Annotated in this window: 22 protein-coding genes; 11 read left to right on the top strand and 11 right to left on the bottom strand. The window is 59.6% G+C overall.

Features of this window, described 5'->3' with window-relative positions; genetic code table 11:
- Positions 1 to 11: 11 nt before the first annotated feature.
- The 3 genes from KGB23_RS12775 to folE2 are packed head-to-tail and all read right to left on the bottom strand — an operon-like array spanning position 12 to position 2,439.
- Entirely contained in the window at positions 12 to 878 is an 867-nt protein-coding gene (locus KGB23_RS12775) for a metal ABC transporter permease (RefSeq protein WP_223431330.1), read from the bottom strand.
- Entirely contained in the window at positions 878 to 1,546 is a 669-nt protein-coding gene (locus tag KGB23_RS12770) for a metal ABC transporter ATP-binding protein (protein ID WP_223431329.1), read from the bottom strand. The genes KGB23_RS12775 and KGB23_RS12770 overlap by 1 nt, the downstream gene beginning before the upstream one ends.
- Positions 1,543 to 2,439, bottom strand: a complete 897-nt coding sequence (gene folE2, locus KGB23_RS12765) for a GTP cyclohydrolase FolE2 (RefSeq protein WP_223431328.1) — start codon at positions 2,437 to 2,439, stop codon at positions 1,543 to 1,545. Before folE2 ends, KGB23_RS12770 begins: the two co-directional genes overlap by 4 nt.
- An 86-nt stretch (positions 2,440 to 2,525) precedes the next feature.
- On the opposite strand from folE2, the gene KGB23_RS12760 reads away from it, so the two are divergent.
- A complete protein-coding gene (locus KGB23_RS12760) occupies positions 2,526 to 3,722 on the top strand; it encodes an N-acetylmuramoyl-L-alanine amidase (RefSeq protein WP_223431327.1) in 1,197 nt (398 codons plus the stop codon).
- Here KGB23_RS12760 and KGB23_RS12755 read toward each other — a convergent pair.
- Positions 3,719 to 4,096: a glutamine synthetase gene (locus KGB23_RS12755; protein WP_223431326.1), complete on the bottom strand. Its 378-nt coding sequence runs from the start codon at positions 4,094 to 4,096 to the stop codon at positions 3,719 to 3,721. The two genes, KGB23_RS12760 and KGB23_RS12755, sit on opposite strands and share 4 nt — an antisense overlap.
- A 143-nt stretch (positions 4,097 to 4,239) precedes the next feature.
- Between KGB23_RS12755 and zigA the strand changes: the two genes are divergently transcribed.
- Entirely contained in the window at positions 4,240 to 5,448 is a 1,209-nt protein-coding gene (zigA, locus tag KGB23_RS12750; protein WP_223431325.1) for a zinc metallochaperone GTPase ZigA, read from the top strand.
- Entirely contained in the window at positions 5,448 to 6,098 is a 651-nt protein-coding gene (locus KGB23_RS12745; RefSeq protein WP_223431324.1) for a DUF1826 domain-containing protein, read from the top strand. The genes zigA and KGB23_RS12745 overlap by 1 nt, the downstream gene beginning before the upstream one ends.
- Before the next feature lie 4 nt (positions 6,099 to 6,102).
- Here the strand turns inward: KGB23_RS12745 and KGB23_RS12740 are convergent, their stop codons facing one another.
- Complete coding sequence (locus tag KGB23_RS12740; RefSeq protein ID WP_046044962.1) at positions 6,103 to 6,459, bottom strand: hypothetical protein; 357 nt, start codon at positions 6,457 to 6,459, stop codon at positions 6,103 to 6,105.
- Positions 6,460 to 6,486: 27 nt separating this feature from the next.
- On the opposite strand from KGB23_RS12740, the gene KGB23_RS12735 reads away from it, so the two are divergent.
- Positions 6,487 to 7,458, top strand: coding sequence for a CobW family GTP-binding protein (locus KGB23_RS12735; protein ID WP_223431323.1), 972 nt, complete (start codon positions 6,487 to 6,489; stop codon positions 7,456 to 7,458).
- A gap of 1 nt (position 7,459) precedes the next feature.
- Here KGB23_RS12735 and KGB23_RS12730 read toward each other — a convergent pair whose 3' ends face one another.
- The gene (locus KGB23_RS12730; protein WP_223431322.1) at positions 7,460 to 7,873 is read right to left on the bottom strand and encodes a DUF3301 domain-containing protein; all 414 of its coding nucleotides are present in this window, start codon (positions 7,871 to 7,873) and stop codon (positions 7,460 to 7,462) included.
- Between the two features lie 120 nt (positions 7,874 to 7,993).
- Here KGB23_RS12730 and pdxY point away from each other — a divergent pair, with 120 nt between their 5' ends.
- Positions 7,994 to 8,866, top strand: a complete 873-nt coding sequence (gene pdxY, locus KGB23_RS12725) for a pyridoxal kinase PdxY (protein WP_046044965.1) — start codon at positions 7,994 to 7,996, stop codon at positions 8,864 to 8,866.
- Positions 8,867 to 9,013: 147 nt separating this feature from the next.
- Here the strand turns inward: pdxY and KGB23_RS12720 are convergent, their stop codons facing one another.
- Positions 9,014 to 9,496, bottom strand: coding sequence for an acyl-CoA thioesterase (locus KGB23_RS12720; protein WP_223431321.1), 483 nt, complete (start codon positions 9,494 to 9,496; stop codon positions 9,014 to 9,016).
- A 205-nt stretch (positions 9,497 to 9,701) separates the two neighbouring features.
- On the opposite strand from KGB23_RS12720, the gene KGB23_RS12715 reads away from it, so the two are divergent.
- On the top strand, positions 9,702 to 11,465 hold the full coding sequence (locus tag KGB23_RS12715) for a cation:proton antiporter (protein WP_223431320.1): 1,764 nt from the start codon (positions 9,702 to 9,704) through the stop codon (positions 11,463 to 11,465).
- Positions 11,466 to 11,486: 21 nt separating this feature from the next.
- Here KGB23_RS12715 and KGB23_RS12710 read toward each other — a convergent pair whose 3' ends face one another.
- From KGB23_RS12710 to uvrD, 3 genes are all read right to left on the bottom strand, one after another.
- Entirely contained in the window at positions 11,487 to 11,894 is a 408-nt protein-coding gene (locus KGB23_RS12710; protein ID WP_008156656.1) for an SMI1/KNR4 family protein, read from the bottom strand.
- Between the two features lie 136 nt (positions 11,895 to 12,030).
- Positions 12,031 to 12,906: a Tim44 domain-containing protein gene (locus tag KGB23_RS12705; protein WP_223431319.1), complete on the bottom strand. Its 876-nt coding sequence runs from the start codon at positions 12,904 to 12,906 to the stop codon at positions 12,031 to 12,033.
- A gap of 293 nt (positions 12,907 to 13,199) precedes the next feature.
- Positions 13,200 to 15,383 (bottom strand): DNA helicase II, encoded by a 2,184-nt coding sequence (gene uvrD / locus KGB23_RS12700; RefSeq protein WP_046044969.1) that lies wholly within the window; start codon positions 15,381 to 15,383, stop codon positions 13,200 to 13,202.
- Between the two features lie 258 nt (positions 15,384 to 15,641).
- Here uvrD and KGB23_RS12695 point away from each other — a divergent pair, with 258 nt between their 5' ends.
- The 3 genes from KGB23_RS12695 (at position 15,642) to KGB23_RS12685 (ending at position 19,942) form a co-directional block, all read left to right on the top strand.
- The gene (locus KGB23_RS12695; RefSeq protein WP_223431318.1) at positions 15,642 to 18,515 is read left to right on the top strand and encodes an EAL domain-containing protein; all 2,874 of its coding nucleotides are present in this window, start codon (positions 15,642 to 15,644) and stop codon (positions 18,513 to 18,515) included.
- A gap of 135 nt (positions 18,516 to 18,650) precedes the next feature.
- Positions 18,651 to 19,517, top strand: coding sequence for a transcriptional regulator HexR (hexR, locus tag KGB23_RS12690; RefSeq protein WP_008156648.1), 867 nt, complete (start codon positions 18,651 to 18,653; stop codon positions 19,515 to 19,517).
- Positions 19,518 to 19,732: 215 nt separating this feature from the next.
- Positions 19,733 to 19,942: a PA3496 family putative envelope integrity protein gene (locus KGB23_RS12685; RefSeq protein WP_223431317.1), complete on the top strand. Its 210-nt coding sequence runs from the start codon at positions 19,733 to 19,735 to the stop codon at positions 19,940 to 19,942.
- On the opposite strand, the gene KGB23_RS12680 is transcribed toward KGB23_RS12685, so the two are convergent.
- Positions 19,884 to 20,846 carry a LysR family transcriptional regulator gene (locus tag KGB23_RS12680; RefSeq protein WP_046044972.1) on the bottom strand — a complete coding sequence of 321 codons (963 nt, stop codon included), beginning with the start codon at positions 20,844 to 20,846 and terminating at the stop codon, positions 19,884 to 19,886. The genes KGB23_RS12685 and KGB23_RS12680 overlap by 59 nt on opposite strands.
- 190 nt (positions 20,847 to 21,036) lie before the next feature.
- Here KGB23_RS12680 and KGB23_RS12675 point away from each other — a divergent pair, with 190 nt between their 5' ends.
- Both KGB23_RS12675 and oadA read left to right on the top strand, forming a co-directional pair.
- Positions 21,037 to 22,452, top strand: coding sequence for an acetyl-CoA carboxylase biotin carboxylase subunit (locus KGB23_RS12675; RefSeq protein WP_008156643.1), 1,416 nt, complete (start codon positions 21,037 to 21,039; stop codon positions 22,450 to 22,452).
- An 11-nt stretch (positions 22,453 to 22,463) separates the two neighbouring features.
- On the top strand, positions 22,464 to 24,272 hold the full coding sequence (gene oadA / locus KGB23_RS12670) for a sodium-extruding oxaloacetate decarboxylase subunit alpha (protein WP_223431316.1): 1,809 nt from the start codon (positions 22,464 to 22,466) through the stop codon (positions 24,270 to 24,272).
- Positions 24,273 to 24,325: the final 53 nt, after the last annotated feature.

Raw genomic sequence — 24,325 nt, 5'->3', positions numbered from 1 at the left:
CGGGTAACACCTCATTGGGATGTGAGCAAAGGCGGGCGGCGCAGCAAACCATGCACCGGTCCGAACACCACGGACAGCAGATACAAACCGCCAGCCACCAGCACGATCGCCGGGCCGCTGGGCAGCGAGAAGTAGAACGACAGCAACAAACCGAGCCACACCGATAGGCAGCCGAGCAGGGCGGCGATGGCCATTAACGTCGGCAAGCGACGACTCCAGAAGCGCGACGCGGCGGCGGGCAACATCATCAAACCGACCACCATCAGCGCGCCGATGGCTTGAAAACCGATCACCAGATTCAACACCACAAGGGTTAGAAATACGCCGTGAGCCAAGGGACCAAGTCGGCTGACGGTTTGCAGAAAGAGTGGGTCGAGGGTGTCCAGCAACAGCGGTTTGTAGATGAGCGCCATGGCGATCAGGCTGAAGCCGGAGACCCAGAGCATGCCGGTCAACGTCGGGCCATCGACTGCCAGGGCCGAGCCAAACAACAGGTGCAACAGGTCCAGACGTTTGCCGGCGATGCCGAGGATCAGCACACCGCAGGCAAGGGATATCGGGTAGATCGCGGCGAGACTGGCGTCTTCCCGCAGGCCGGTGCGACGGGTGATCCAGGCGGCGAGTCCAGCCATGCCGAGACCGGCACCGAGGCCGCCGACGGTCAGCGCCGGCAGACTCAATCCGGCGAACCAGAAGCCCAAAGCGGCCCCCGGCAGAATGCCGTGAGCCACGGCGTCGCCGATCAGGCTCATCCGTCGCAGGATCAAAAACACGCCCAACGGTGCCGTGCTGCACGCCAGGACCAATCCACCCAGCAGCGCTCGGCGCATAAACACGAACTCGTGGAACGGTTGCCAAAGATGAGCGACAGCGAGCATCAGGCCACCCGCGCATGTGGTTGTTGATGGATCAGATCAACGCTCGACCCGATGACGCAGCCGGTGCTTTTGATCAGCAACGTTTGAGGAATGTGTTGGCGAACGGCGGCCAGGTCATGGCACACGATCAGCTGGGTTCGGCCTTCGGCATGCCAGGCGTGGATGTGTTTCCAGAGCAGCGCCTGACCGAGTTCGTCGAGGGCGGCGTGGGGTTCGTCGAGCAACAGCAGTGGCGAATCCGCGAGGCTCAAACGGGCGAGCAGGGCACGCTGTAATTCGCCGCCGGACAAGGCCATCAACGGGCGCTGTTCCAGTCCGCCCAGACACCAGTTTTCCAGCACGACTTTGAGGCGTTGTCTGCGTATCTCGGGAGACTGCGTGCTACCCCAGAAACCGGCGGCCACTAACTCTTGCAAGCTGATGGGGAATTGGCGATCCAGGTGTTGTTGCTGTGGAAGGAACGAGAGCTTGCCCTTGCGTGGAACATCCAGGATGACTTTGCCGGTCAGCGGTTTTTGCAAGCCAGCGATGACTTTCAGCAGGCTGCTTTTACCCGAACCGTTCGCACCGATTACGGCGGTGAGACTTCCTTGGGCCAGTTCGAAATCCACGGGTGGAGTCAGTGGCTGGCCGGGTGCACCCCAACGCAAGGCTTGGCAACGGATCATGCGGCCTCCCAATTCCAGCGGCTTTCGGCGACGGCATCGTGGGCGTGGAGGCTTTCCGCGTGGACGACTCGTAGGTGGAAGGCGTTGATGCCAGGGGAGCGTTTCAGCGCCAGGTTCAAACGGCGGGCGGCGTCTTCGCAGAACATCAGGTTCTGACCGTTGGCCAACGCGAAGGCTTGTTCGTCGGCGCGTTTTACGGCGGTTTGTACGGCGGTGCCGAGGGCTGCTTCGGCGTCGTTGATGATCGCGATCAGCGGCAAGTCATCCAGGTAGTCATCCACTCGAAGCCGCAATCTCGCAGTGCTCCGTTGGCTGTGAGGCGTTGCGACGATGCCTTTTGTGGAGCCGAGCCAAGCCAAAACATCGGCATGTTGCAACGGCTTGTTGGCGAAGTCATCGATGAATTGCTGTTGAATCAACTGCCGGGAAAGCGCGGCCGAACACGGGCAAGTCGAGGAATAAGGCACGTCGATTTTTAGTTCCACGTGGAACATTGCGTTTTTCAAACGTGCTTCGATGCTTACTGGATAGGTTTTCCAGCCGGCCAATGGACTGACAAGCGCCGGTCTTTTGAGCAGTAAATCGGTGTGAATTTTTAAGTACGCGCTGTTGGACAGTCCTTCATGAGTCTTGAGGAAACTTTGCAAAACTTGCCGCAACAAGGCGGGTGTCAGGTTTTCTCCCTCAAGCATTTCCAGCGCCAAGTACAGCCGCGACATATGAATACCGCGCGCCTCTCCATCGTCGAGGCTAACGCCCGCATCGGCCTTTGCACTCATTCGTTGGCCATCGAATAAAACAGGAAGAGCAATGCCGCACATGCCCACCCAGTCGAGTGGCAGGGCTTGGCGTGAGGCCTGCGCGGCGATATCCGGCAGAGTCAGCGCATTCATGAGCAGGTCCATCGTGGGAGTCGATTCTGTATGTTATGTTATTACATTAAAATCGACCATGCCTTTTTCATGAACAGGCTTTCATCATGCACAGACGTCAGTTGTTGAACTTGATCCTGGCCAGCGCGGCCTTCGCTTTACCGTTTGGCGTCTCGGCCACACAAATTCGCAATGCGCGGCTCTGGCGTTCGGATGACAAGTTGCGATTGGTGTTCGATCTGAGCGGGCCGGTGCAATACAAGACGTTTTCCCTGAGCGCTCCCGAACGGCTGATCATCGATCTGAGTGGTGCTAACCTGAGTGGCGACTTCAGTCAGTTGATGCTCAACAACACTGTGATTCGCTCTATCCGCTCCGGGCCCTTCGGCCATGGCGATACGCGGATCGTCCTCGACCTCAGCGGCCCAGTGCAGCTCGCCAGTTTTCTGCTGCCGCCACAGGACGGTCAGGGACATCGACTGGTACTCGATCTGAAGGCGACTGCGCCGTTACAAATGGCGGCTGCGCCCGAGCCGACCGTCGACAAGGCTCACCCCAAGCGCGACATCATCGTCGTGGTCGACCCTGGTCACGGCGGCAAAGATCCGGGAGCGGTCGGCGCCAAAGGTGAGCGTGAGAAAGACGTGGTGCTGTCCATCGCCCAGCTATTGGCCAAACGGCTGAAACGCGAGAAGGGCTTCGACGTGAAACTGGTGCGCAACGACGACTTCTTCGTCCCGTTGCGCAAGCGTGTGGAGATCGCTCGCAAGCACAACGCCGACATGTTCATCTCGGTGCATGCCGATGCGGCGCCGCGTCTCACCGCGTCGGGCGCTTCGGTCTACTGCCTGTCCGAGGGTGGAGCAACGTCGGCGACGGCGCGTTTCATAGCGCAACGAGAGAACGGCGCAGACCTGCTGGGCGCTACCAGCCTGCTCAACCTCAAAGACAAGGACCCGATGCTCGCCGGGGTCATTCTCGACATGTCGATGAACGCGACCCTCGCCGCCAGCTTGCAGCTGGGCAACACGGTGCTCGGCAGTCTGGCTGGCATCACCACATTGCATCAGAAGCGTGTGGAACAAGCGGGATTTGCGGTGCTGAAGTCGCCGGACGTGCCGTCGATCCTGGTGGAAACCGGCTTCATCTCCAACGCTCGCGACAGTCAGCGACTGGTCACCGCGCGCCACCAGCAGGCCGTAGCCAATGGTTTATTCGAAGGTTTACAGCGCTATTTCCAGAAAAATCCGCCGGTAAACAGCTACATCGCTTGGCAGCAAGAGCAGAAAAAATCCCAGGCCTAACATCCCGTAATTCGGCTACAGGTGAACTTGCCACTGCTGCCACCGGAACTGGAAAACCGATTGATCGTGGTCCAGCCGACGCGACGGTTGTAGCCGACCCAGGCCTCGCCATCGGAAGCGAGCCCAGTGAAGAACGTGAGTTGTCCGTAGCGACTGTTGGTCTGCGCCCAATGGCGTTTTCCGGCCGCTTCGAAGCCCCGCAGATAGATCGTGCTTCCGACGGTGTTGACGCTGTACGCGTTGCCGTCGCTATCCACGCAGGCCAGCAGATTGGCGCTTCGGGTGCATTTGGCCTGGCTCGGGATTTGCGCCCAGGCGTCGACAGCGACCAGCAGCGAAAAGCTCATCAGCGCTATTTTCAGGGCTACACGCATAGAATTTCTCACAGACCGAACGGGCTTGAGCATCGTGCCCTTTGTCATCGTGGGCAAGAGGAGAGTGGCTTGATTGTGTTGTTATACTATAACATTAAGTTAAGCCCGACACTGCGACCGGGCATCTCTGTGAGGAATACCTGATGCCCAATCGTCTCCCCGTAACCGTCCTGTCGGGCTTTCTCGGCGCTGGCAAAAGTACGCTGCTCAACTACGTGCTGCGCAATCGCGAGAAGCTGCGCGTCGCCGTGATCGTCAATGATATGAGCGAAATCAACATCGATGGCGGCGAAGTCCAGCGCGATGTCAGCCTGAACCGCGCGGAAGAAAAACTGGTGGAGATGAGCAATGGATGCATCTGCTGCACCTTGCGCGAAGACTTGCTGGAAGAAGTGAGCAAACTCGCCAAGGAGGGTCGCTTTGATTATTTATTGATCGAGTCCACTGGCATTTCCGAGCCGCTGCCCGTGGCGGAAACCTTCACCTTCCGCGATGAAGAAGGGCAGAGCCTGGCCGACATCGCCCGGCTCGACACCATGGTCACCGTGGTCGATGGCATGAACTTCCTGCTCGATTATCAGGCCGCCGAAAGCCTCGCATCCCGTGGTGAAACCTTGGGTGAAGAGGACGAACGCTCGATCACCGACCTGTTGATCGAGCAGATCGAATTCGCCGACGTGATTCTGATCAGCAAGATCGACTTGATCAGCAGCAGCGAACGCCAGGAGCTGATCGCGATCCTTGAGCGGCTTAACGCCCAGGCGGAAATTATCCCGATGGTCATGGGTGAAATTCCCTTGGCGAAGATCCTCAATACCGGCCGTTTCGACTTCGAAAAGGCCGCTCAGGCGCCGGGCTGGTTACAGGAACTGCGTGGCGAACACGTGCCGGAAACCGAGGAATACGGCATCGCCTCGACAGCCTACCGAGCCCGCCGACCGTTTCATCCGCAGCGCTTTTTCAGCTTCATCGACCGCCCGTGGGTGAACGGCAAACTGCTGCGCTCCAAGGGTTTCTTCTGGCTGGCCAGCAAGCACATGGACGCCGGCAGCTGGTCTCAGGCCGGTGGATTGATGCGCCATGGTTTCGCCGGACGCTGGTGGCGTTTCGTGCCGAAAACCCAGTGGCCGCAGGACGAAGAAAGCACCGCCGGGATCATGGAAAACTGGACCGCAACCACTGGCGATTGCCGCCAGGAACTGGTGTTCATCGGCCAGAACATCGACTTCGCGCAACTCACCGCTGAACTCGACAGTTGCCTGCTGACCGACGATGAAATGGCGTTAGGCATCGAGGGCTGGCGACTACTGCCAGATCCATTTGGCCCGTGGCACGAAGAGGCGGCAGCCTGATGTTGGCACCCAGTCTGAAACTGCGGCCGATCATTCATCAGGTTCAAGGTGAGACGCCGCAAGCGCTCCCCAGAATACTGGATGACGGCGTAAACCTCACCGTTTGGCAGCGCCAACTGCCGGCGCACATCGCTGATTTCGGGCGTTTGCTGCTGTCCCTGAACGAGCCGTTGGCCGAGTCGCTGGTCCTGGAACTGCCCAGCGATGACACCGAACCCAATCTTCATGGATTAGCCTCAGGTTTCAGTGATCTAGAAGGTTACGAAGGTTTCATCGCCGACGTCGCCTGGCTGGTCAGTGCTTTCGCCTGTTTGCTGGGCGCCAAGCGTATCGGCCTGCGCCTGCGGGTCCTGGACAAGGCCATGTGCCCGCGTTTCCACGTCGATCATGTGCCGGTGCGGCTGATCACCACGTATTGCGGAATCGGCAGCCAGTGGCTGAAGGAAGGTGCGATGGATCGCCGACAATTGGGCAACGCCGAAGCCGAACCCCAGGACGGTCCGCTGATCGAGCAGATCGCCAGCGGCGAAGTCGCGTTGCTCAAAGGCGAGAAATGGCATGGCAACGAAGGCTTCGGCCTTATTCATCGCTCGCCACAGCTTGCGTCCGGTGAGCGGCGGTTGATCCTGACGCTCGACTGGCTGAGCTAGCAGCTCACGGCTTGAGCCAGGTTCCCTGGCTCTGGGCTTCGCAAAACGGCTTCAAATACGCCGCATCCGTGGCTACGCCGTAATAGTGAATATCCTGCCGGTAAGGCATATTGGCGACTTGGGCGTTGCTGCACACGCCGAACGCGCCGGTGGGGCATTGGTCGACGTACTGCACTTCGACTTTCTGGCCGGGAAGGTTCGGCTGGCAGAAACCATCGGCGAATAGCTTTTCCGGGATGTTGCGGTTCTGCTGGCAGACTTTCACGTCGAGTCGCGCAGCCGTGCTATGTACCACGCAAGCCTGAGCCAGCGCGTCGCCGGACATGAGCGCCAAGAGCACCGACAACCCCATCAACCGCATCCTTTACCTCCTCAGAAAACTTCGACCATGTTGCAGAATATTCCCACGCACGTCATTGCTGGCCCCTTGGGTGCCGGCAAGACCAGCCTGATCAAGCACCTGCTGGCGCAGCGGCCGGCGAATGAGCGTTGGGCGGTGCTGATCAACGAGTTCGGTCAGATTGGCCTCGACGCTGCGTTGCTGACCCAGGACACCGATGGTATCGCACTGGGTGAAGTGGCCGGGGGCTGTTTGTGTTGCGTGAATGGTGCGCCGTTTCAGATCGGCCTCGGGCGTTTGCTGCGCAAGGCGCGGCCGGATCGGCTGTTCATCGAGCCCTCCGGGCTTGGACATCCGGCGCAATTGCTCCGGCAATTGAGTGAGGCGCCGTGGCAAGGCGTGTTGGCTGTTCAACCCTGCGTGCTGGTGCTGGACGCCCAGGCACTTGCTGCCGGCAAACCGCTGCCGGTGGCGCAACAGGAAGCGCTCAAGAGCACCGGGCTATTGCTGATGAATAAAGCCGAAAATATCGACGACGCTGATCGCCAGCGAATCGCCGCACAGTTGCCGGCGCGTCCGTTGTACTGGACGCAGCAAGCCGCGTTGCCATTGAGTGAGTTGCCGGGGTTTGGGGTTCAGGCTGTAGCGGGTGTGGATAACTTTGTTGCACCCAAAGGATTGGCGCAGTTGCCGGCCATCTGGACCGATCCTGTGCTGCCAATTTGCTTGAGCCAGGAACAGGAGGGCGGCTGGAGTGTTGGGTGGCGCTGGCATCCAAGTCAGGCTTTCGATGCGACGCTCGTTGGCCGTTGGCTTGAAAGCCTTGCCTGGCGGCGGGCGAAACTGGTTATCCACAGCGTCGACGGGTGGGTTTCGGCGAATGCGCTGGAAAACTCGGCGCTGGACTGGCAGCCCAGCGAATGGCGGCGTGATTCGCGCATCGAGCTGATTTTCAGTGAGCCGCAGGATGTTGATTCATTGCAAAGAGATCTAGCCGACTGCCGGTCGAGCCCGACTTGAATCAAGGACGCCATTTAGTGTGTTCTTGCCGCCACTGGCTCATCTCGATGACCTCAGCGCGCGGTTTCACTACATCGGTCACCGCAGGCGTGTCGTCGAACGGCATTGGGTAGGGCGCCAGCTCAATCTGCGCACTGTGAGCGCCGAACTGGGTGATGGTGCCGTTGTGACGGCTTTCACCGGTCACGGTGAATTCGAAGTTATACACACGGGCGAGGCGCCGCCGGCCGTTGGCGTCTTTAATGAACGCTATCTTCTTCAAGGCCACGTTGCCGTCCAGCAGCTCGATTCCGAGCTTTGCGCAATGCAGCTTGACCCGCTCCAGCGCACGCTCGCGCAAGCCATGGTTGTGCCACACCCACGCGCCACCGGTGGCAAGCAGCATCAGGACGAAGATATTTCCAAGGGTCAGCATCAACACGTTGCTCCAACAAGATAGTGTCAGCTTAACTGCGTCGCCGGTCTGTCGTACAGGCTGCGTTTAGTCGCATACTGCGCGGCTTGAATTTCAATCGTTTGACGGAAAACTCACCGCATGAAACGTACGCCCCATCTGCTCGCCATCCAGTCCCACGTGGTGTTCGGCCACGCTGGCAACAGCGCCGCGGTTTTCCCGATGCAGCGGGTCGGGGTGAATGTCTGGCCGCTCAATACGGTGCAGTTCTCCAACCACACCCAGTACGGCCAATGGGCCGGTGAAGTGCTGGCGCCGCATCAGATTCCCGATCTGGTCGAAGGCATCGCGGCGATTGGCGAGCTGGGCAACTGCGACGCGGTATTGTCCGGCTATCTCGGCAGTGCTGCCCAGGGCCGGGCGATCCTGACAGGTGTGGCGCGGATCAAGTCGATGAATCCCAAGGCACTGTATCTGTGTGACCCGGTGATGGGCCATCCGGAGAAGGGTTGCAGCGTGCCCGCGGAAGTTAGCGATTTCCTGCTGGAGGAGGCGGCTGCCGTGGCGGACTTCATGTGCCCCAACCAGCTGGAGCTGGACAGCTTTTCGGGGCGCAAGCCGCAATCGTTGTTCGATTGCCTGGCCATGGCGCGAGCGTTGCTGGCGCGTGGTCCGAAGGCTGTGCTGGTCAAGCATCTGGACTATCCCGGTAAACCGGCGGATGTTTTCGAGATGTTGCTGGTGACGGCCGAAGACAGCTGGCATCTGCGCCGTCCGCTGCTGGCGTTCCCGCGTCAGCCGGTGGGCGTCGGCGACCTGACCTCCGGACTGTTTCTGGCTCGCGTGCTGTTGGGCGATAGCCTGGTGGCGGCTTTTGAATTCGCTGCGTCGGCGGTGCATGAAGTGCTGCTGGAAACCCAGGCTTGCTCCAGCTATGAGCTGGAACTGGTACGGGCTCAGGACCGAATTGCCCATCCACGGGTGCGGTTCGAGGCGACGGCGATCAGTCTCTGAGTTCCGCGTTGAACCCATTCGCGAGCAAGCCCGCTCCCACATTTGGTCTCCGTCGTACACAAATTTTGTGTTCACAGCAGATCCCGTGTGGGAGCGGGCTTGCTCGCGAAGACTATCTAACGAACGACATCAAGCTCACTGAACAGCTCAGGCGTCGCCCTTGATGTCCTGATAACGCTTTTCCAGTTCCTGACGAATCTGCCGACGTTGCTGAGCTTGCATGTAGCGGCGTTTGTCTTCGCTGTTCTGCGGTTGCAGTGGCGGGACAGCAGCCGGTTTGCGGTCGTCATCCACTGCGACCATGGTGAAGAAGCAGCTGTTGGTGTGGCGCACCGAGCGCTCGCGGATGTTTTCGGTCACCACCTTGATGCCCACCTCCATGGAGGTGTTGCCGGTGTAATTGACCGAGGCCAGAAAAGTCACCAGTTCGCCGACATGAATCGGCTCGCGGAAAATCACCTGATCCACCGACAGGGTCACCACGTAGCGGCCGGCATAACGGCTGGCACAGGCGTAGGCCACTTCGTCGAGGTACTTGAGCAAGGTACCGCCGTGGACATTGCCAGAGAAGTTGGCCATGTCGGGGGTCATCAATACCGTCATCGACAGTTGTGCGTTTCCGGGTTCCATAGCGTTCTCACGGTTCAAGGCAGAATTTCGGGAGGGCGGCACCTCTGCGGGCGCCTTGTCAGCTTTTTCAAACCAACAGTTATCGGGACGCCGGGCGGGTGGCTGCCGTCACGCCCGGATCGATCTGTTTCCATATATTGCACCGCCTTTGCAGCGGAAGTCGTGGTGTTAACCTCCAAAAGTCCCCCTTAAGGAGCCCCACACCATGCATGCCATCAGTTTTATTCAAGATCTGGCAGTGATCATGTTGATCGCGGGTGTGGTGACCGTGCTGTTTCATCGCTTCAAACAACCGGTGGTACTCGGCTACATCGTCGCCGGCTTCGTCATCGGTCCGCACACCCCGCCGTTCAGCCTGATCCACGATGAAGAAACCATTAAAACCCTTGCCGAACTCGGGGTGATTTTCCTGATGTTCTGCCTGGGCCTGGAGTTCAGCCTGCGCAAGCTGTTCAAGGTCGGCGCCACGGCGTTCATCGCGGCGTTCCTGGAAATCGTGCTGATGATCTGGATCGGCTACGAGATAGGTCGCTGGTTCGATTGGAACACCATGGACTCGCTGTTCCTTGGCGCGATCCTGGCGATTTCCTCAACCACCATCATCGTCAAGGCGCTCAACGATCTGAAGATGAAGAACGAGCGCTTCGCGCAGCTGATTTTCGGTGTGCTGATCGTTGAAGACATCCTTGGCATCGGCATCATCGCCTTGCTGTCGAGCATCGCGGTCAGCGGCACGGTCAGTTCCGGCGAAGTATTTTCCACGGTCGGCAAGCTCTCGCTGTTCATGATCGTCGCACTGGTCATCGGCATCCTGCTGGTGCCACGATTACTGGCCTACGTGGCGAAGTTCGAAAGCAATGAAATGCTGCTGATCACCGTGTTGGGGCTGTGTTTCGGCTTCTGTTTGCTGGTGGTCAAACTTGAGTACAGCATGGTGCTCGGTGCCTTCCTGATTGGCGCGATCATGGCTGAATCCCGGCAATTGCTGAAAATCGAGCGCTTGATCGAACCGGTTCGCGATCTGTTCAGTGCGATCTTCTTTGTCGCCATTGGGCTGATGCTCGATCCGATGATCCTGCTGCAATACGCGTGGCCGATTGCGGTGATCACCGTGGCCGTGGTGCTGGGCAAGATGTTTTCTTGTGGTCTTGGCGCCTTTATCGCTGGCAATGATGGACGCACCTCACTTCGCGTCGGGATGGGGCTTTCGCAGATTGGCGAATTTTCTTTCATCATCGCGGCGCTGGGCATGACGTTGCAGGTCACCAGCAACTTCCTTTATCCGGTCGCCGTAGCCGTCTCGGTGATCACCACGTTGCTGACGCCCTACCTGATCCGCGCGGCTGATCCGCTGTCGATCAAGCTTGCCGCGGTGGTGCCGAAGCGACTGGGCAGGGTATTGGGGATGTACGGCGAATGGCTGCGCAGCATCCAGCCTCAGGGCGAGGGTGCGCTGTTGGCGTCGATGATTCGGCGGATTCTGTTGCAGGTGGGCGTCAATCTGGCGCTGGTGATTGCGATCTTCTTCTCGGGCGCTTATTTCGCCGAGCGCATGTCCACTTACCTGCAAGACTGGATCAGTGGCCCGAGCTGGCAGAAAGCGTTGATCTGGGGTGGGGCGTTGCTGTTGTCGCTGCCGTTCCTGATCGCCGCCTATCGCAAGCTCAAGGCGCTCTCGATGCTGTTGGCGGAGATGGGCGTGAAGCCGGAGATGGCCGGCCGCCACACGCAGCGAGTGCGTCGGGTGATCGCCGAAGTGATCCCGATCCTTTCGCTACTAGTGATTTTCCTGCTGCTGGCAGCCTTGTCGGCCAGTATTCTGCCGACCAACAAGTTGCTGGTGCTGATCGTCGTCGTTGCGGCCGCTGTAGCGGCGCTGCTCTGGCGCTGGTTCATCCGCGTGCACACGCGGATGCAGGTGGCGTTGCTCGAAACATTGGACAACCACAAGGATTCGTCCGGGCATTAACCCTGTGGCGCGTCAGGCGTCTTAGCTTTCCAGCCAGACGTCCCGCGCCCAGTGCCACACCGATTCCCAGGTTTCTTCGGCGATCAGCTCTTCTTCGGCCAACCACAGCACCACGGTGCCGTCTTCTTCGACCAGGTAGTAGTTGTCACCGTCCTGGCAGATCGGAATCATGCTGCGATCAACACCCGCATCCCAGGCGTTGGCGGCAACGTCCGGCAGGTAGGTGTGGGATTGCGGGTCGGTAACAGTCACCGGCTCCAGGCTGCCGTAGACGACGTCGCTGACGGTCAGCAAAAATTCTCTGAAGACGAATGGAATGTCGATGAACAGCTGTTCTTCGATTTCCACCAATTGATCTTCGTCGGGTAACTCCAAGGGGACCGGTACCGGTTCGTTGGCTTCACGCAGTTGTTCGATGATTTCTTCCACGTCCGGGATCCTCTTGCTTGATGGCGCGGTTTAGTTGGGGCGGTTTATACAGTAGCTCGCTATAGATGCAACCGCGAAATAGAAAACCCCGGCCAAGGCCGGGGTTTTCATTACAGCATGCTTAACGCAGTGGGGATCAGCCGTTCTGGCGGATACCGGCGACCAGCCAAGGCTGGTTCTCGCCCTGCGGACGTTCCATGTTCCAGCTTTCGCTGAACACTTCGCCCTGGTCGAAACGCGAGGTCTTCGACACACCGGTGAAGGTCAGGGTGGCGATGGTCTTGTCGGCACGGTCATCTACGCCGTCCAGTTGAACATTGAGGTTATCAATGTAGGTGGACTGGAAACCGTCGCCCAGATCGGCACGTTCGCGCTTGAGGAACTCCAGCAGTTGCGGGGTCACGAACTCGGCGATCTTGTCCATTTCGTTGGCGTCCCAGTGTTGCTGCAGGGACTGGAAGTGGTTGCGGGCCGCTTCAATGAAGTTCTTCTCATTGAACCAGGCCGGAGCATTGATTACCGGACGAGCGGCAACCGGTGCTGCCGAGCCGCCGAAGATCGAACCCATGGCCGCTGGTTTCTGCTCGAACACTTCACGCTGCATCGGTGCGCCAGCTGGAGCCATGTGCTCCTGCTGCTTGCGACGACGAGCGGCGATGAAACGGAAGACCAGAAAGGCGATAACGGCCATGATCAGGATGTCGAAGATCTGCATACCCTGGAAGCCGCCGCCCATGAACATGGACGCCAGCAGGCCACCGGCAGCGATACCGGCCAGAGGGCCGAGCCAGCGCGAAGCACCGCCAGCCTTGGCAGCAACGCCCGCGGCACCGGCCGCACCGGCAGTGGCAGCAGCACCGCCTACGCCAGGAGAAGAAGGAGCCATTTGGCTGGTCTGGTGAGTCGGCGCAGCGCCGGAGCTCTTGCCGCCACCAAAGCGCTTGGCGTTGGCGTCGAGGCTCATCGTCAGGCCGATGCACAACGCCATGGCGATGCTAAGAAAACGTTTCATAAAGGGAATTCCCATTTGTGGATGGCACGCGCGCCATGTTGCACAGCTGAAGAGTTACTGGCTAGCGGCAGAGTGTTTCGGGCTTTTGCCTGACAGGTTGTGTTCAGCTTCAGTCAGCGCAATAAGGCCTGTTAACTTTGGTCTGTAAGACGAGTGGATAAGTTTTGTAGGAGTCAGGGCATCAACCTGTGGGAGCGGGCTTGCTCGCGAAGAACGATGACGCGGTGCCTCTGATACACCGCGGTGCTGCCTTCGCGAGTAAGCCCGCTCCCACAAAAAGCTCTCGGTTGTCTTTATACCGCTTCCAGCTTCGCGTAGCCCAGCATCAGCCACTTGCTGCCTTCGCTGAAGTTCACCTGCACCCGGGCCTGAGCCCCGGCACCTTCGAAGTTCAGGATCACGCCGTCGCCAAACACCGAATGGCGTACGGCTTGGCCGAGGCTGAACCCGGTGTCCGGGATCTCGCTACCGCCAAACAGGCTGCTGGAGCTCTGCTGCTGACCACCGCCGAACGGACGGCTGACGCTGTTGGACAGCCGCACTTCCTGGATAAGGCCTTTCGGCACTTCACGTACGAAACGCGACACCTTGTTGTAAGTCTCGCTGCCGTACAGGCGTCGGGTTTCAGCATAGGTCATCACCAGATTCTGCATCGCCCGGGTGATACCGACGTAGGCCAAACGGCGCTCCTCTTCAAGACGACCCGGTTCTTCAAGGCTCATCTTGTGCGGGAACAGACCTTCTTCCATGCCCACCAGGAACACATAAGGGAATTCCAGACCCTTGGCGCTGTGCAAGGTCATCAACTGAATGCTGTCTTCGTGCTCGTCAGCCTGAGTGTCCCCGGCTTCCAGCGACGCATGACCGAGGAACGCCGCCAATGGCGTCAGGTCTTCGTCTTCTTCAGCGTTTTCGAAGTTGCGTGCGGCGCTGACCAGTTCCTCAAGGTTTTCTACCCTGGCTTGGCCTTTCTCGCCTTTTTCCGCTTCGTGGTAGGCGATCAGCCCCGACTGCTCGATGACGGTCTGGGTCATCAGATGCAGCGGCATTTCCATGCACTTGGCGGCGAGGTTCTCGATCAACTCGATAAAGGCACCGAGCGCGCCAGCAGCGCGACCGGTCAGGCCTTTATTGGCGACCAGCAGGCGCATGGCTTCCCACATCGACACATCGCTGTGACGGGCATGGTCGCGGATCGCTTCTACGGTTTTCTCACCGATACCGCGGGCCGGAACGTTGATCACCCGCTCCAGCGCTGCATCGTTGCCGCGACCTTCCAGCAAGCGCAGGTAGGCCATGGCGTTTTTGATTTCTGCCCGTTCGAAGAAGCGCTGACCGCCATAGATGCGGTACGGAATGCGCTCACGCAGCAAGGCTTCTTCCAAAACGCGTGATTGGGCGTTGGAGCGGTACAAAATCGCGATGTCGCTGCGGGCCAAGCCGGTTTTCAGCGCGCTTTCGATGGTTTCCACCACGTAACGTGCTTCATCGTGTTCGTTGAACGCGGCGTACAGGTTGATCGCTTCGCCTTCGCCGCCGTCGGTCCACAGCTCTTTGCCCATGCGTCCGGTGTTATTGGCGATCAGGGCGTTGGCCGCTTTGAGGATGCCGGCGGTGGAGCGGTAGTTCTGCTCCAGACGAATGGTTTCGGCATCTGGAAAATCGTCGGAATACTGATAGATGTTTTCGATTTTCGCGCCGCGCCAGCCATAGATCGACTGATCGTCGTCGCCGACCACCATCAGGCTGTCGCCGCCCTTGGCCAGCAGACGCAACCAGGCGTACTGCACGGCGTTGGTGTCCTGGAACTCGTCCACCAAAATGTGCCGGAAGCGTTTCTGATAATGAGCCAGCAAGCCCGGGTGATCGCGCCACAAGTCGAGGGCGCGCAGCAGCAGTTCGGAGAAATCGATCACGCCAGCGCGCAGGCACGCAGCCTCATAGGCTTCATAAATGCTGCGCATGGTTGCCAGAAACAGATCGCCGCTGGCTTGAATGTGTTGCGGACGCAGACCTTCGTCTTTCTGCCCGTTGATGAACCACTGGGCCTGACGGGCCGGCCAGCGTTGCTCGTCCAGGCCCAGCTCGCGGATCACCCGCTTGACCAGCCGTTGCTGGTCGTCGCTGTCGAGAATCTGGAAAGTCTGGCTCAGGCCGGCTTCCTGCCAGTGCGCCCGCAACAAGCGGTGCGCCAGGCCGTGGAAGGTGCCGACCCACATGCCGGCCGGGTTGATACCCATCAGCTGCTCGATGCGATGACGCATCTCGGCAGCGGCCTTATTGGTGAAGGTCACCGACAGGATGGAGTGGGGCGAGGCGTTTTCGACCTGGATCAACCAGGCGATACGGTGCACCAGCACTCGGGTTTTACCGGAACCAGCACCGGCCAGGACCAACTGACGACCCACGCGGGCAGCTACGGCCTGGCGTTGGGCATCGTTGAGGGAGTTCAGCAGAAGGGAGAGATCATCGCGCATCGGGGCATTCTAGGGTGCGCCGTCACACCGGGCAAACCGAGCTTTGCATTAGCCGATGAAAGAAGCACGGATGACGACCGGTCGGTCACTGGCTGCAGGCGGTGGCGGGGCTCGCTCCGAGGCTTTTCAGCGGGTATGGGGGGCTGCAGTTTTTGTCGATTTTATGATCTGGAGCAGTTTGGTCCGGGCATTTGCTTGTGTATGCTCCGTCGACGTTTCGGGCTCATGCTCACCATTATAAGAACAAGAACATTGCCTATGACCCTCAGCACCGACCTGTCGGGCCCCGTTGTGGAGCCCCGGGTTATCCGCAAACAGTACGCCATGGAAATGGCGGTCGAACGCACGCGTCTGCTTTATCAGGGCTCGTTGCTGCCCACGTTGTTCATGTTGATCAATGGTCTGGTCTGCGCTGGCTTGCTTTGGAGTCCGCAGCGTTACTTCCTGGTCAGCGTCTGGCTGGTGTGGCTGCTGTCACTGGTGGCGTTGCGGGTGATTCAAGTCGCGGCCTTCGATTCGGCGATACCCAACCGTCAGGCCCATCCGATCTGGCGCCGCATGTTTTTGCTGGGTTCGGCCATGACCGGCCTGACCTTGGCCGGCGCCGGCATTGCGCTAGTACCCGCCGATAACTTCATGCAACAAGCCTGGGTGTTCGGCCTGATTGGTGCCGCAGCGCTTTCGGCCAGCGTTGCCTACGCGGTCAGCCTGCCGGCGTTCCTGTCCTTTACCTTGCCCTGTCTGTTACCGGCCATCGGCTATCTGTTCTGGGGCGGCGATGAGCAAGATCAGGGCTGGGGCTGGTTCGGCCTGATTTTGCTGGGCGCCTTGAGTGTGGTCGCCTGGCAGGTCAATCGGCTCATCGATAGCGGACTGTTGCGGCGCTTCCAGAATCAGGCACTGATCGAGCACTTGCAGCAGGCTCAAAGCTGCAGCGACCAGCTCAATCAAAAGCTGGCCAAGGAAATCGACCAGCGCCGTCGTGCCGAAGACGAGTTGCGGCAAATTCAGATCGAGCTGGAAAGCCGTGTTGCCCAGCGCAGCCTGGAGCTGGACGCCGCCAATCAGGCCCTGAGCAAGAGTGAAGCGCGTCTGGCGCTGGCGTTGAAGGCCAGTGAACTCGGGTTGTGGGACTGGAACCTGCAAACCGACGAAGTCCATCACACCCATCTTCAGGAGTTGTTCGGCCTGGAGCCGGAATTCGTGACGGCGATGCTTCGCCACCTCAAGCCGCGCCTGCACCCCGATGACTTGCCGTCGCTCAAGCGTGCGCTGGTCGAGCATCTGAAGGGCCGCAGCGAGGATTATCAAATTGAGTACCGCGTGCGCCACGGCGATGGCCATTGGGTCTGGATCGAGGACCGAGGTCGAGCGGTTGAGCGCGGCGAAAATGGCCGGGTGATCCGCATGGTCGGAACCCGTCGCGACATCAGCGACAGCAAAGCTCTGGAAGAGCAACGGCAACTGGCCGCGACGGTGTTCGAAGCCGCCAGCGAAGGCATCGTGATTTTCGATCCGAATTACGCGCTGATCGCGGTCAACCAGGCCTTCAGCCGAGTCACAGGCTATGAAATTGAAGACATGATCGGACGCAACGTGGTCGAGTTGCCGTGCAGCCGGGATGCCCGCCGGCACTACACGGCGATTCATCAGGCGCTGGAGCAGCACGGCAGTTGGCAGGGCGAGCTGGTAGAAACCCGCAAGAATGGCGAGTTGTATCCGCAATGGTTGCAACTGAACGCTGTGCGCGATGCTCGGGGAAATGTGAGCCATATTGTAGGCTTCTTCGCCGATCTGTCGGCACGGCGCGAATCTGAAGAGCGCATGCGTTACCTGGCGCATTACGACGAATTAACGGGCCTGGCCAACCGTTCTCTATTCCGCGAACGGCTAAGCGAAGCTCATCAGCGGGTGCGCCAGGGCGGCTACCGCAGTCTGGCGTTGCTGCACATCAATCTGGATCGCTTCAAGCTGCTCAATGACAGCCTTGGCCATGAAATCGCCGACCAGCTCTTGCAGAAAATGGCTCGGCGGCTGGTCAATGCGTTGCCTGAAGCGGACACCATCGCTCGCTTATCCGGCGATGAGTTTGCCGTGTTGTTCAATGCCTACGGCAACCTGTCGAGCCTGGCGCGGGTGGCGACCCGACTGTCGACCAAGCTGCGTTTGCCGATCACTGTCGAGGGCCATGAACTGGTGGTTAGCGCGTCCATGGGCATCAGTATGTTGCCGGACAACGCGCGAGAAATTTCCGCGCTGGTCCATCAGTCGAATATGGCCATGCAGCACGCCAAGCACTTGGGCGGAAATAACTTCCAGTTCTACACCGACAGCCTGCAAGCCAGCACGCTGGAGCGCTTGCAGCTGGAAAATCAGCTGCGCAAGGCCATCGAAGAGAAGCAACTGAAGGTGTTTTACCAACCGAAGCTGTGCCTCGCCACGGGCCGGCTGAATGCCGCCGAGGCGCTGGTGCGTTGGGATCACCCGACCATGGGCCGCGTGCCGCCGGGGGACTTCATCGGCCTGGCCGAGGAAACCGGGTTGATCGGCCCGATCGGCGAGTTCGTGCTGCGTCAGGCTTGCTGGCAAGCCTGTGAGTGGCAGCGTCAGGGGCTTGAACCGATACGGGTGTCGGTCAATCTGTCGGTGCATCAATTGCGTCAGGGCAAACTGGTCAGCCTGGTGCGTCAGGTGCTGGAAGAAACCGGTCTGGCGCCGCACTACCTGGAGCTGGAACTCACCGAAAGTCAGTTGCTGGACAGCGTCGAGCACATCATTGCGACCTTCCAGCAATTGCGCGATCTGGGCGTGAAGCTGGCGATCGACGATTTCGGCACGGGTTATTCGTCCTTGAGCTATCTCAAGCGCATCCCTGTGGATTACGTGAAGATCGATCAGGCATTTATCCGCGGTCTGGGGGAGGGCAGCGAGGATGCGGCGATCACCCGGGCAATCATTGCCATGGCGCACGGCCTGTCGCTCAAAGTGGTGGCCGAGGGTGTGGAGCGGGCAGAGCAGTTGGAGTTTTTGAAAGCCGAGCACTGCGATGAAGTGCAGGGTTATTTGATTAGCCGCCCGGTCGAGGCCGATGACCTGGCGGGGCTGTTGCGTGCGGACGCGAAACCCTTGTAAGGGCTACATGGAGCGCATGTGGCGTGAAATGGGGACATCGAGTTACGCATTGAGCAGGCAAAAAGCCGATTCATGTAGTATAACTACAAGCGTGCTACATCCCCGGCACCTGCCAATAACAAAGAGTCCAGCCCTTTGAATCTGCTGCAACACATCGCCCAGTCACGCCACCTCTTACGCAAGTCGGAGCTCAAGGTCGCCGACCACGTGCTGCTTGATCCTGCGGCGGTGATGCACAGCTCCATGGCCGACCTGGCCCACAACGTGGGCATCAGCGAACCGACCATCGTGCGGTTCTGCCGCGCCATCGGTTGCTCCGGTTTCCAGGACTTGAAGCTGAAGCTGGCACAGAGCCTGGCTGCCGGCGCGAGCTTCGGGCAATTCGCGATTCATGAGGACGACTCGGTCGCTGACTACAGCCTGAAAATCTTCGACACCACCCTGCACACGCTGATGGAGGTTCGCGAGAAGCTCGATCCGGTGGAGTTGCAGCGTGCTGTGTCGCTCATGTCTCAGGCTCAGCGGGTCGAGTTCTATGGCTTTGGTGCGTCGGGTGCAGTGGCGGCCGATGCCCAGCATAAGTTCTTCCGTTTGTTGCTGACAGCGGCGGCGTATTCCGACCCGCACATGCAGGCGATGTCGGCGGTCACGTTGAAACCGACCGACGTGGCGATCTGTATTTCCCAGTCCGGGCGTTCCAAAGATTTGTTGATCACCGCCAACCTGGTGCGCGAAAGTGGCGCTTCGCTGATTACCTTGTGCCCGAGCCAGACACCGTTGGCCGAACTGTCGACCGTCAACCTGGCGATCGATGTGCACGAAGACACCGAGATCTATACGCCGCTGACCTCGCGCATCGCCCACCTGGTGGTGATCGACGTGTTGGCGATGGGCGTGGCCATGGCGCGCGGGCCGAGCCTGGTCAATCACCTCAAGAGCGTCAAGCGCAGCCTGCGCAGCTTGCGGCTGTCGCCTAAATCGGTAAAAGCGCTGGACGATTGATTTTGCTGGAATTGTGGCGAGGGAGCTTGCTCCCGCTCGGCTGCGCAGCAGTCGCAAAATCTTAGGGCCGCTTCGCGACCCAGCGGGAGCAAGCTCCCTCGCCACAGGTACGGCAGCGCTCAACAAACATTCACATCCCTGTAACCCACCCGCCGCCAAACCGTCATCCCGCGCGCCTATCTTGAAACTCCCGTAATCGCCTTGGGAGACTCGAAATGGCCCAGCCCTACGAAGAACGCAACAGCGCCACCAGAACCCGTCGTCAGCAGGAAGACCAGCGCCGCATGGAATTTCGCCGCGCTATCGAAGATCGCTGCGAACGTCGCCAACTGCTGGCCGAGATCGGTGATTTCCCTGAGCTGGAGCTCAACTACTGGCAGGCGGCACCGGCAACTTCCCGTCGAAACGCTCAACCAGCACGCTGATCTGCACACGCTCGCTGCGAATAAACGCAAGGAACGCGTGCGCCACCGGTGACAGTCGTTTCGCCTTGGCTTGCACCAGGCACCAGCTGCGGTACAGCGGCAGCTCTTCGACCGGCAACTCGATCAATCCGCCGGTCGCCAACTCAAGGTTCAGGGCGTGACGCGTCAACAGCGCCACGCCCAGACCCGCCAGCACACATTCACGCTGGGCTTCGGCTGACGAGACTTCCTGGGTCTGGTTGAAGTGCACGCGCTTCTCTTTGAAATATTCTTCGCAAGCCAGCCGCGTCCCGGAGCCGGATTCGCGCATCAGCAGTGTGTAGGGTTCAAGATCCTGCAAACGCAGCGGGCCCATGTGGCACAGCGGATGATCCGGTGGCGCCACGGCAACGATCGGGTTGTTGAGGAATGGCAAGAACTCCAGCCCCATGTCCTGCGGCACCATGGACATGATCACCAGGTCGTCGCGGTTGTCCGACAGTCGTCGAATGACCTGCCCGCGATTGACCACCGTCAGTTGCAGGTTCACTTCCGGATGCTGGCGCTTGAACGCGGCAAACAGGTGCGGCACGAAATACTTGGCGCTGGATTCCACCGCCAGTTTCAGCTGTCCTTGCAGCGATCCCTGCATGTCTGAAAGCTGCATATCGAGGTTTTCCAGGCGTCCGAAAATGTCCCGGCTGGCGCGTTGAAGGGCTTCGGCTGCCTCGGTCATGTAGAGCTTTTTGCCGACGTAATCGAACAAAGGCTGACCAATCAGCTCTTCAAGTTGACGAATCTGTAGGCTCACGGCAGGTTGTGTGAGAGACATTTCGTCGGCTGCGCGGCTGTAGGACCGCAAATCACAGACTTCATTGAAGATCTGTAATTGGCGCAATGTCATACGCATCAAGGACTTACGCATTTTTTAGGCGCTCTCACCGCAGGCTGATGAGTCAACTATAAGTCTTTGCTTATGCCTGACCCAATTATTATTCATTTTTGTTAATCCCTTGTGGGGGCTAGTGTGGGGCTGCGACTGAATCGAAACATTTGGTCACGCGTCGACCTGGTCTAGCAGGTCGTGGGTACCACCGGCTCAAGGGAACCTCCAAGTGATAAAAAAGATCCTGATCGCCAACCGTGGTGAGATTGCCGTACGAATCGTGCGTGCCTGCGCCGAGATGGGCATTCGCTCGGTCGCGATCTATTCCGACGCCGACCGCCATGCGCTGCATGTGAAACGCGCGGACGAGGCCCACAGCATTGGTGCCGAGCCACTGGCGGGTTACCTGAATGCGCGCAAGCTGGTGAATCTGGCAGTAGAAACCGGTTGCGATGCGCTGCACCCCGGCTACGGTTTCCTCTCGGAAAACGCTGAACTGGCAGATATCTGCGCAGAGCGCGGCATCAAGTTCATCGGTCCATCGGCTGAAGTGATTCGCCGCATGGGCGACAAGACTGAAGCCCGTCGCAGCATGATCAAGGCTGGCGTACCCGTTACCCCGGGGACCGAAGGCAACGTCGCGGATATCGCGGAAGCTTTGATCGAAGGCGACCGCATCGGCTATCCGGTGATGCTCAAGGCGACTTCCGGTGGTGGTGGCCGTGGTATCCGTCGCTGCGACAGCCGGGAAGAACTTGAACAAGCATTCCCGCGGGTCATTTCCGAAGCCACCAAGGCCTTTGGTTCGGCGGAAGTGTTCCTGGAAAAATGCATCGTCAATCCGAAACACATCGAAGCGCAGATCCTCGGCGACAGCTTTGGCAACGTGGTGCACCTGTTCGAGCGTGATTGTTCGATCCAGCGTCGCAACCAGAAGCTCATCGAGATCGCCCCGAGCCCGCAACTGACCCCGGAACAGCGCGCCTACATCGGCGACCTGTCGGTGCGCGCAGCCAAAGCCGTGGGTTACGAGAATGCCGGCACCGTGGAGTTCCTGCTCGCCGAGGGCGAGGTGTACTTCATGGAGATGAACACACGGGTGCAGGTGGAACACACCATCACCGAAGAAATCACCGGCATCGACATCGTTCGCGAGCAGATTCGCATCGCGTCAGGCCTCCCGCTTTCGGTGAAACAGGAAGATATCCAGCACCGCGGTTTCGCGCTGCAATTCCGGATCAACGCCGAAGACCCGAAAAACAACTTCCTGCCGAGCTTTGGCAAAATCACCCGTTACTACGCACCCGGCGGCCCCGGCGTGCGCACTGACACGGCGATTTACACCGGTTACACCATTCCGCCGTTCTACGACTCCATGTGCCTGAAACTGGTGGTCTGGGCGCTGACGTGGGAAGAGGCGATGGACCGTGGCTTGCGCGCCTTGGACGACATGCGTCTGCAAGGGGTCAAGACCACCGCCGCGTACTACCAGGAAATCCTGCGTAATCCGGAATTCCGTAGCGGTCAGTTCAACACCAGCTTCGTTGAAAGCCACCCTGAACTGACCAACTACTCGATCAAGCGCAAACCCGAAGAGCTGGCCCTGGCCATCGCCGCCGCCATCGCCGCCCACGCAGGCCTGTGAGGAATAGAACAATGAGCAAACAAATCTACGTTACCGACACAATCCTGCGCGACGCCCACCAATCGCTGCTCGCGACCCGCATGCGCACCGAAGACATGCTGCCGATCTGCGACAAGCTCGACAAAGTCGGCTACTGGTCGCTGGAATGCTGGGGCGGCGCGACCTTCGACGCCTGCGTACGCTTTCTGAAAGAAGATCCGTGGGAGCGCTTGCGTCAACTGCGCGCGGCGCTGCCTAACACTCGCCTGCAAATGCTCCTGCGTGGCCAGAACCTGCTGGGTTACCGCCATTACAGCGACGACGTGGTCAAAGCCTTCGTCGCCAAGGCCGCGGTCAATGGCATCGATGTGTTCCGCATCTTCGACGCCATGAACGACGTACGTAACCTGCGAGTCGCCATCGAAGCGGTGAAAGCCGCCGGCAAACACGCTCAAGGCACCATCGCCTACACCACCAGCCCGGTGCACACCATCGAGGCATTCGTGGCGCAAGCCAAGCAAATGGAAGCCATGGGTTGCGACTCGGTGGCGATCAAGGACATGGCCGGCCTGCTGACTCCGTACGCCACCGGCGAACTGGTCAAGGCGTTGAAATCCGAGCAATCGCTGCCAGTGTTCATTCACTCGCACGACACGGCTGGTCTGGCCGCGATGTGCCAAATGAAGGCCATCGAAAACGGTGCCGACCACATCGATACCGCGATCTCCAGCTTCGCCTGGGGCACCAGCCACCCTGGCACCGAGTCGATGGTTGCCGCCCTTAAAGGCAGCGAATTCGACACCGGCCTGAACCTGGAACTGCTGCAAGAGATCGGTCTGTACTTCTACGCCGTGCGCAAAAAGTACCACCAGTTCGAAAGCGAGTTCACCGCCGTCGACACCCGCGTTCAAGTCAATCAGGTACCGGGCGGGATGATTTCCAACCTGGCCAACCAGTTGAAAGAGCAGGGCGCCCTGAACCGCATGAGCGAAGTGCTGGCCGAAATCCCGCGCGTTCGTGAAGACCTCGGCTTCCCGCCGCTGGTGACCCCGACCTCGCAGATCGTCGGCACCCAGGCGTTCTTCAACGTGCTGGCCGGCGAGCGCTACAAGACCATCACCAACGAAGTGAAGCTTTACCTGCAAGGCGGCTATGGAAAAGCGCCGGGCACCGTGAACGAAAAACTGCGTCGCCAGGCCATCGGCAGCGAAGAAGTGATCGACGTGCGTCCGGCTGACCTGCTCAAGCCGGAGATGACCAAGCTGCGTGCCGAAATCGGCACTGTGGCCAAGTCTGAAGAAGACGTGCTGACCTACGCCATGTTCCCGGACATCGGTCGCAAGTTCCTCGAAGAACGCGCTGCCGGCACCCTGACTCCAGAAGTGCTGCTGCCGATTCCTGAAGCCGGCGGTGTGACCTCGGCCGGTGGCGAAGGCGTGCCGACCGAGTTCGTCATCGACGTCCACGGCGAAACCTACCGCGTCGACATCACCGGTGTCGGCGTCAAGGCTGAAGGCAAGCGTCACTTCTACCTGTCTATCGACGGCATGCCGGAAGAAGTGGTGTTCGAACCGCTCAACGAATTCGTCAGCGGCGGCAGCAGCAAGCGCAAGCAAGCCACTGCACCGGGCCACGTCAGCACCACCATGCCGGGCAACATCGTCGACGTGCTGGTCAAGGAAGGCGACACCGTGAAAGCCGGCCAGGCCGTGCTGATCACCGAAGCGATGAAGATGGAAACCGAAGTGCAGGCGGCCATCGCCGGCAAAGTCACCGCCATCCACGTGGCCAAGGGCGACCGGGTGAACCCGGGCGAAATCCTGATCGAGATCGAAGGCTGAGTTAACAGCCTCGATACACCGCTTTTAACCTCGGGGGGGCATGTGCTCCCCTT

It is taken from the genome of Pseudomonas sp. GL-B-26, assembly GCF_019947405.1.
Lineage (GTDB): Bacteria > Pseudomonadota > Gammaproteobacteria > Pseudomonadales > Pseudomonadaceae > Aquipseudomonas.
This window is presented reverse-complemented; position numbering and strand designations above follow the sequence as displayed.

Bases quoted from the DNA above. Each gene is read 5' to 3' on its own strand.
- KGB23_RS12775 (WP_223431330.1), bottom strand. From the start codon at position 878: ATGCTCGCTGTCGCTCATCTTTGGCAACCGTTCCACGAGTTCGTGTTT.
- KGB23_RS12770 (WP_223431329.1), bottom strand. From the start codon at position 1,546: ATGATCCGTTGCCAAGCCTTGCGTTGGGGTGCACCCGGCCAGCCACTG.
- folE2 (WP_223431328.1), bottom strand. From the start codon at position 2,439: ATGAATGCGCTGACTCTGCCGGATATCGCCGCGCAGGCCTCACGCCAA.
- KGB23_RS12760 (WP_223431327.1), top strand. From the start codon at position 2,526: ATGCACAGACGTCAGTTGTTGAACTTGATCCTGGCCAGCGCGGCCTTC.
- KGB23_RS12755 (WP_223431326.1), bottom strand. From the start codon at position 4,096: ATGCGTGTAGCCCTGAAAATAGCGCTGATGAGCTTTTCGCTGCTGGTC.
- zigA (WP_223431325.1), top strand. From the start codon at position 4,240: ATGCCCAATCGTCTCCCCGTAACCGTCCTGTCGGGCTTTCTCGGCGCT.
- KGB23_RS12745 (WP_223431324.1), top strand. From the start codon at position 5,448: ATGTTGGCACCCAGTCTGAAACTGCGGCCGATCATTCATCAGGTTCAA.
- KGB23_RS12740 (WP_046044962.1), bottom strand. From the start codon at position 6,459: ATGCGGTTGATGGGGTTGTCGGTGCTCTTGGCGCTCATGTCCGGCGAC.
- KGB23_RS12735 (WP_223431323.1), top strand. From the start codon at position 6,487: ATGTTGCAGAATATTCCCACGCACGTCATTGCTGGCCCCTTGGGTGCC.
- KGB23_RS12730 (WP_223431322.1), bottom strand. From the start codon at position 7,873: ATGCTGACCCTTGGAAATATCTTCGTCCTGATGCTGCTTGCCACCGGT.
- pdxY (WP_046044965.1), top strand. From the start codon at position 7,994: ATGAAACGTACGCCCCATCTGCTCGCCATCCAGTCCCACGTGGTGTTC.
- KGB23_RS12720 (WP_223431321.1), bottom strand. From the start codon at position 9,496: ATGGAACCCGGAAACGCACAACTGTCGATGACGGTATTGATGACCCCC.
- KGB23_RS12715 (WP_223431320.1), top strand. From the start codon at position 9,702: ATGCATGCCATCAGTTTTATTCAAGATCTGGCAGTGATCATGTTGATC.
- KGB23_RS12705 (WP_223431319.1), bottom strand. From the start codon at position 12,906: ATGAAACGTTTTCTTAGCATCGCCATGGCGTTGTGCATCGGCCTGACG.
- uvrD (WP_046044969.1), bottom strand. From the start codon at position 15,383: ATGCGCGATGATCTCTCCCTTCTGCTGAACTCCCTCAACGATGCCCAA.
- KGB23_RS12695 (WP_223431318.1), top strand. From the start codon at position 15,642: ATGACCCTCAGCACCGACCTGTCGGGCCCCGTTGTGGAGCCCCGGGTT.
- KGB23_RS12685 (WP_223431317.1), top strand. From the start codon at position 19,733: ATGGCCCAGCCCTACGAAGAACGCAACAGCGCCACCAGAACCCGTCGT.
- KGB23_RS12680 (WP_046044972.1), bottom strand. From the start codon at position 20,846: ATGCGTAAGTCCTTGATGCGTATGACATTGCGCCAATTACAGATCTTC.
- oadA (WP_223431316.1), top strand. From the start codon at position 22,464: ATGAGCAAACAAATCTACGTTACCGACACAATCCTGCGCGACGCCCAC.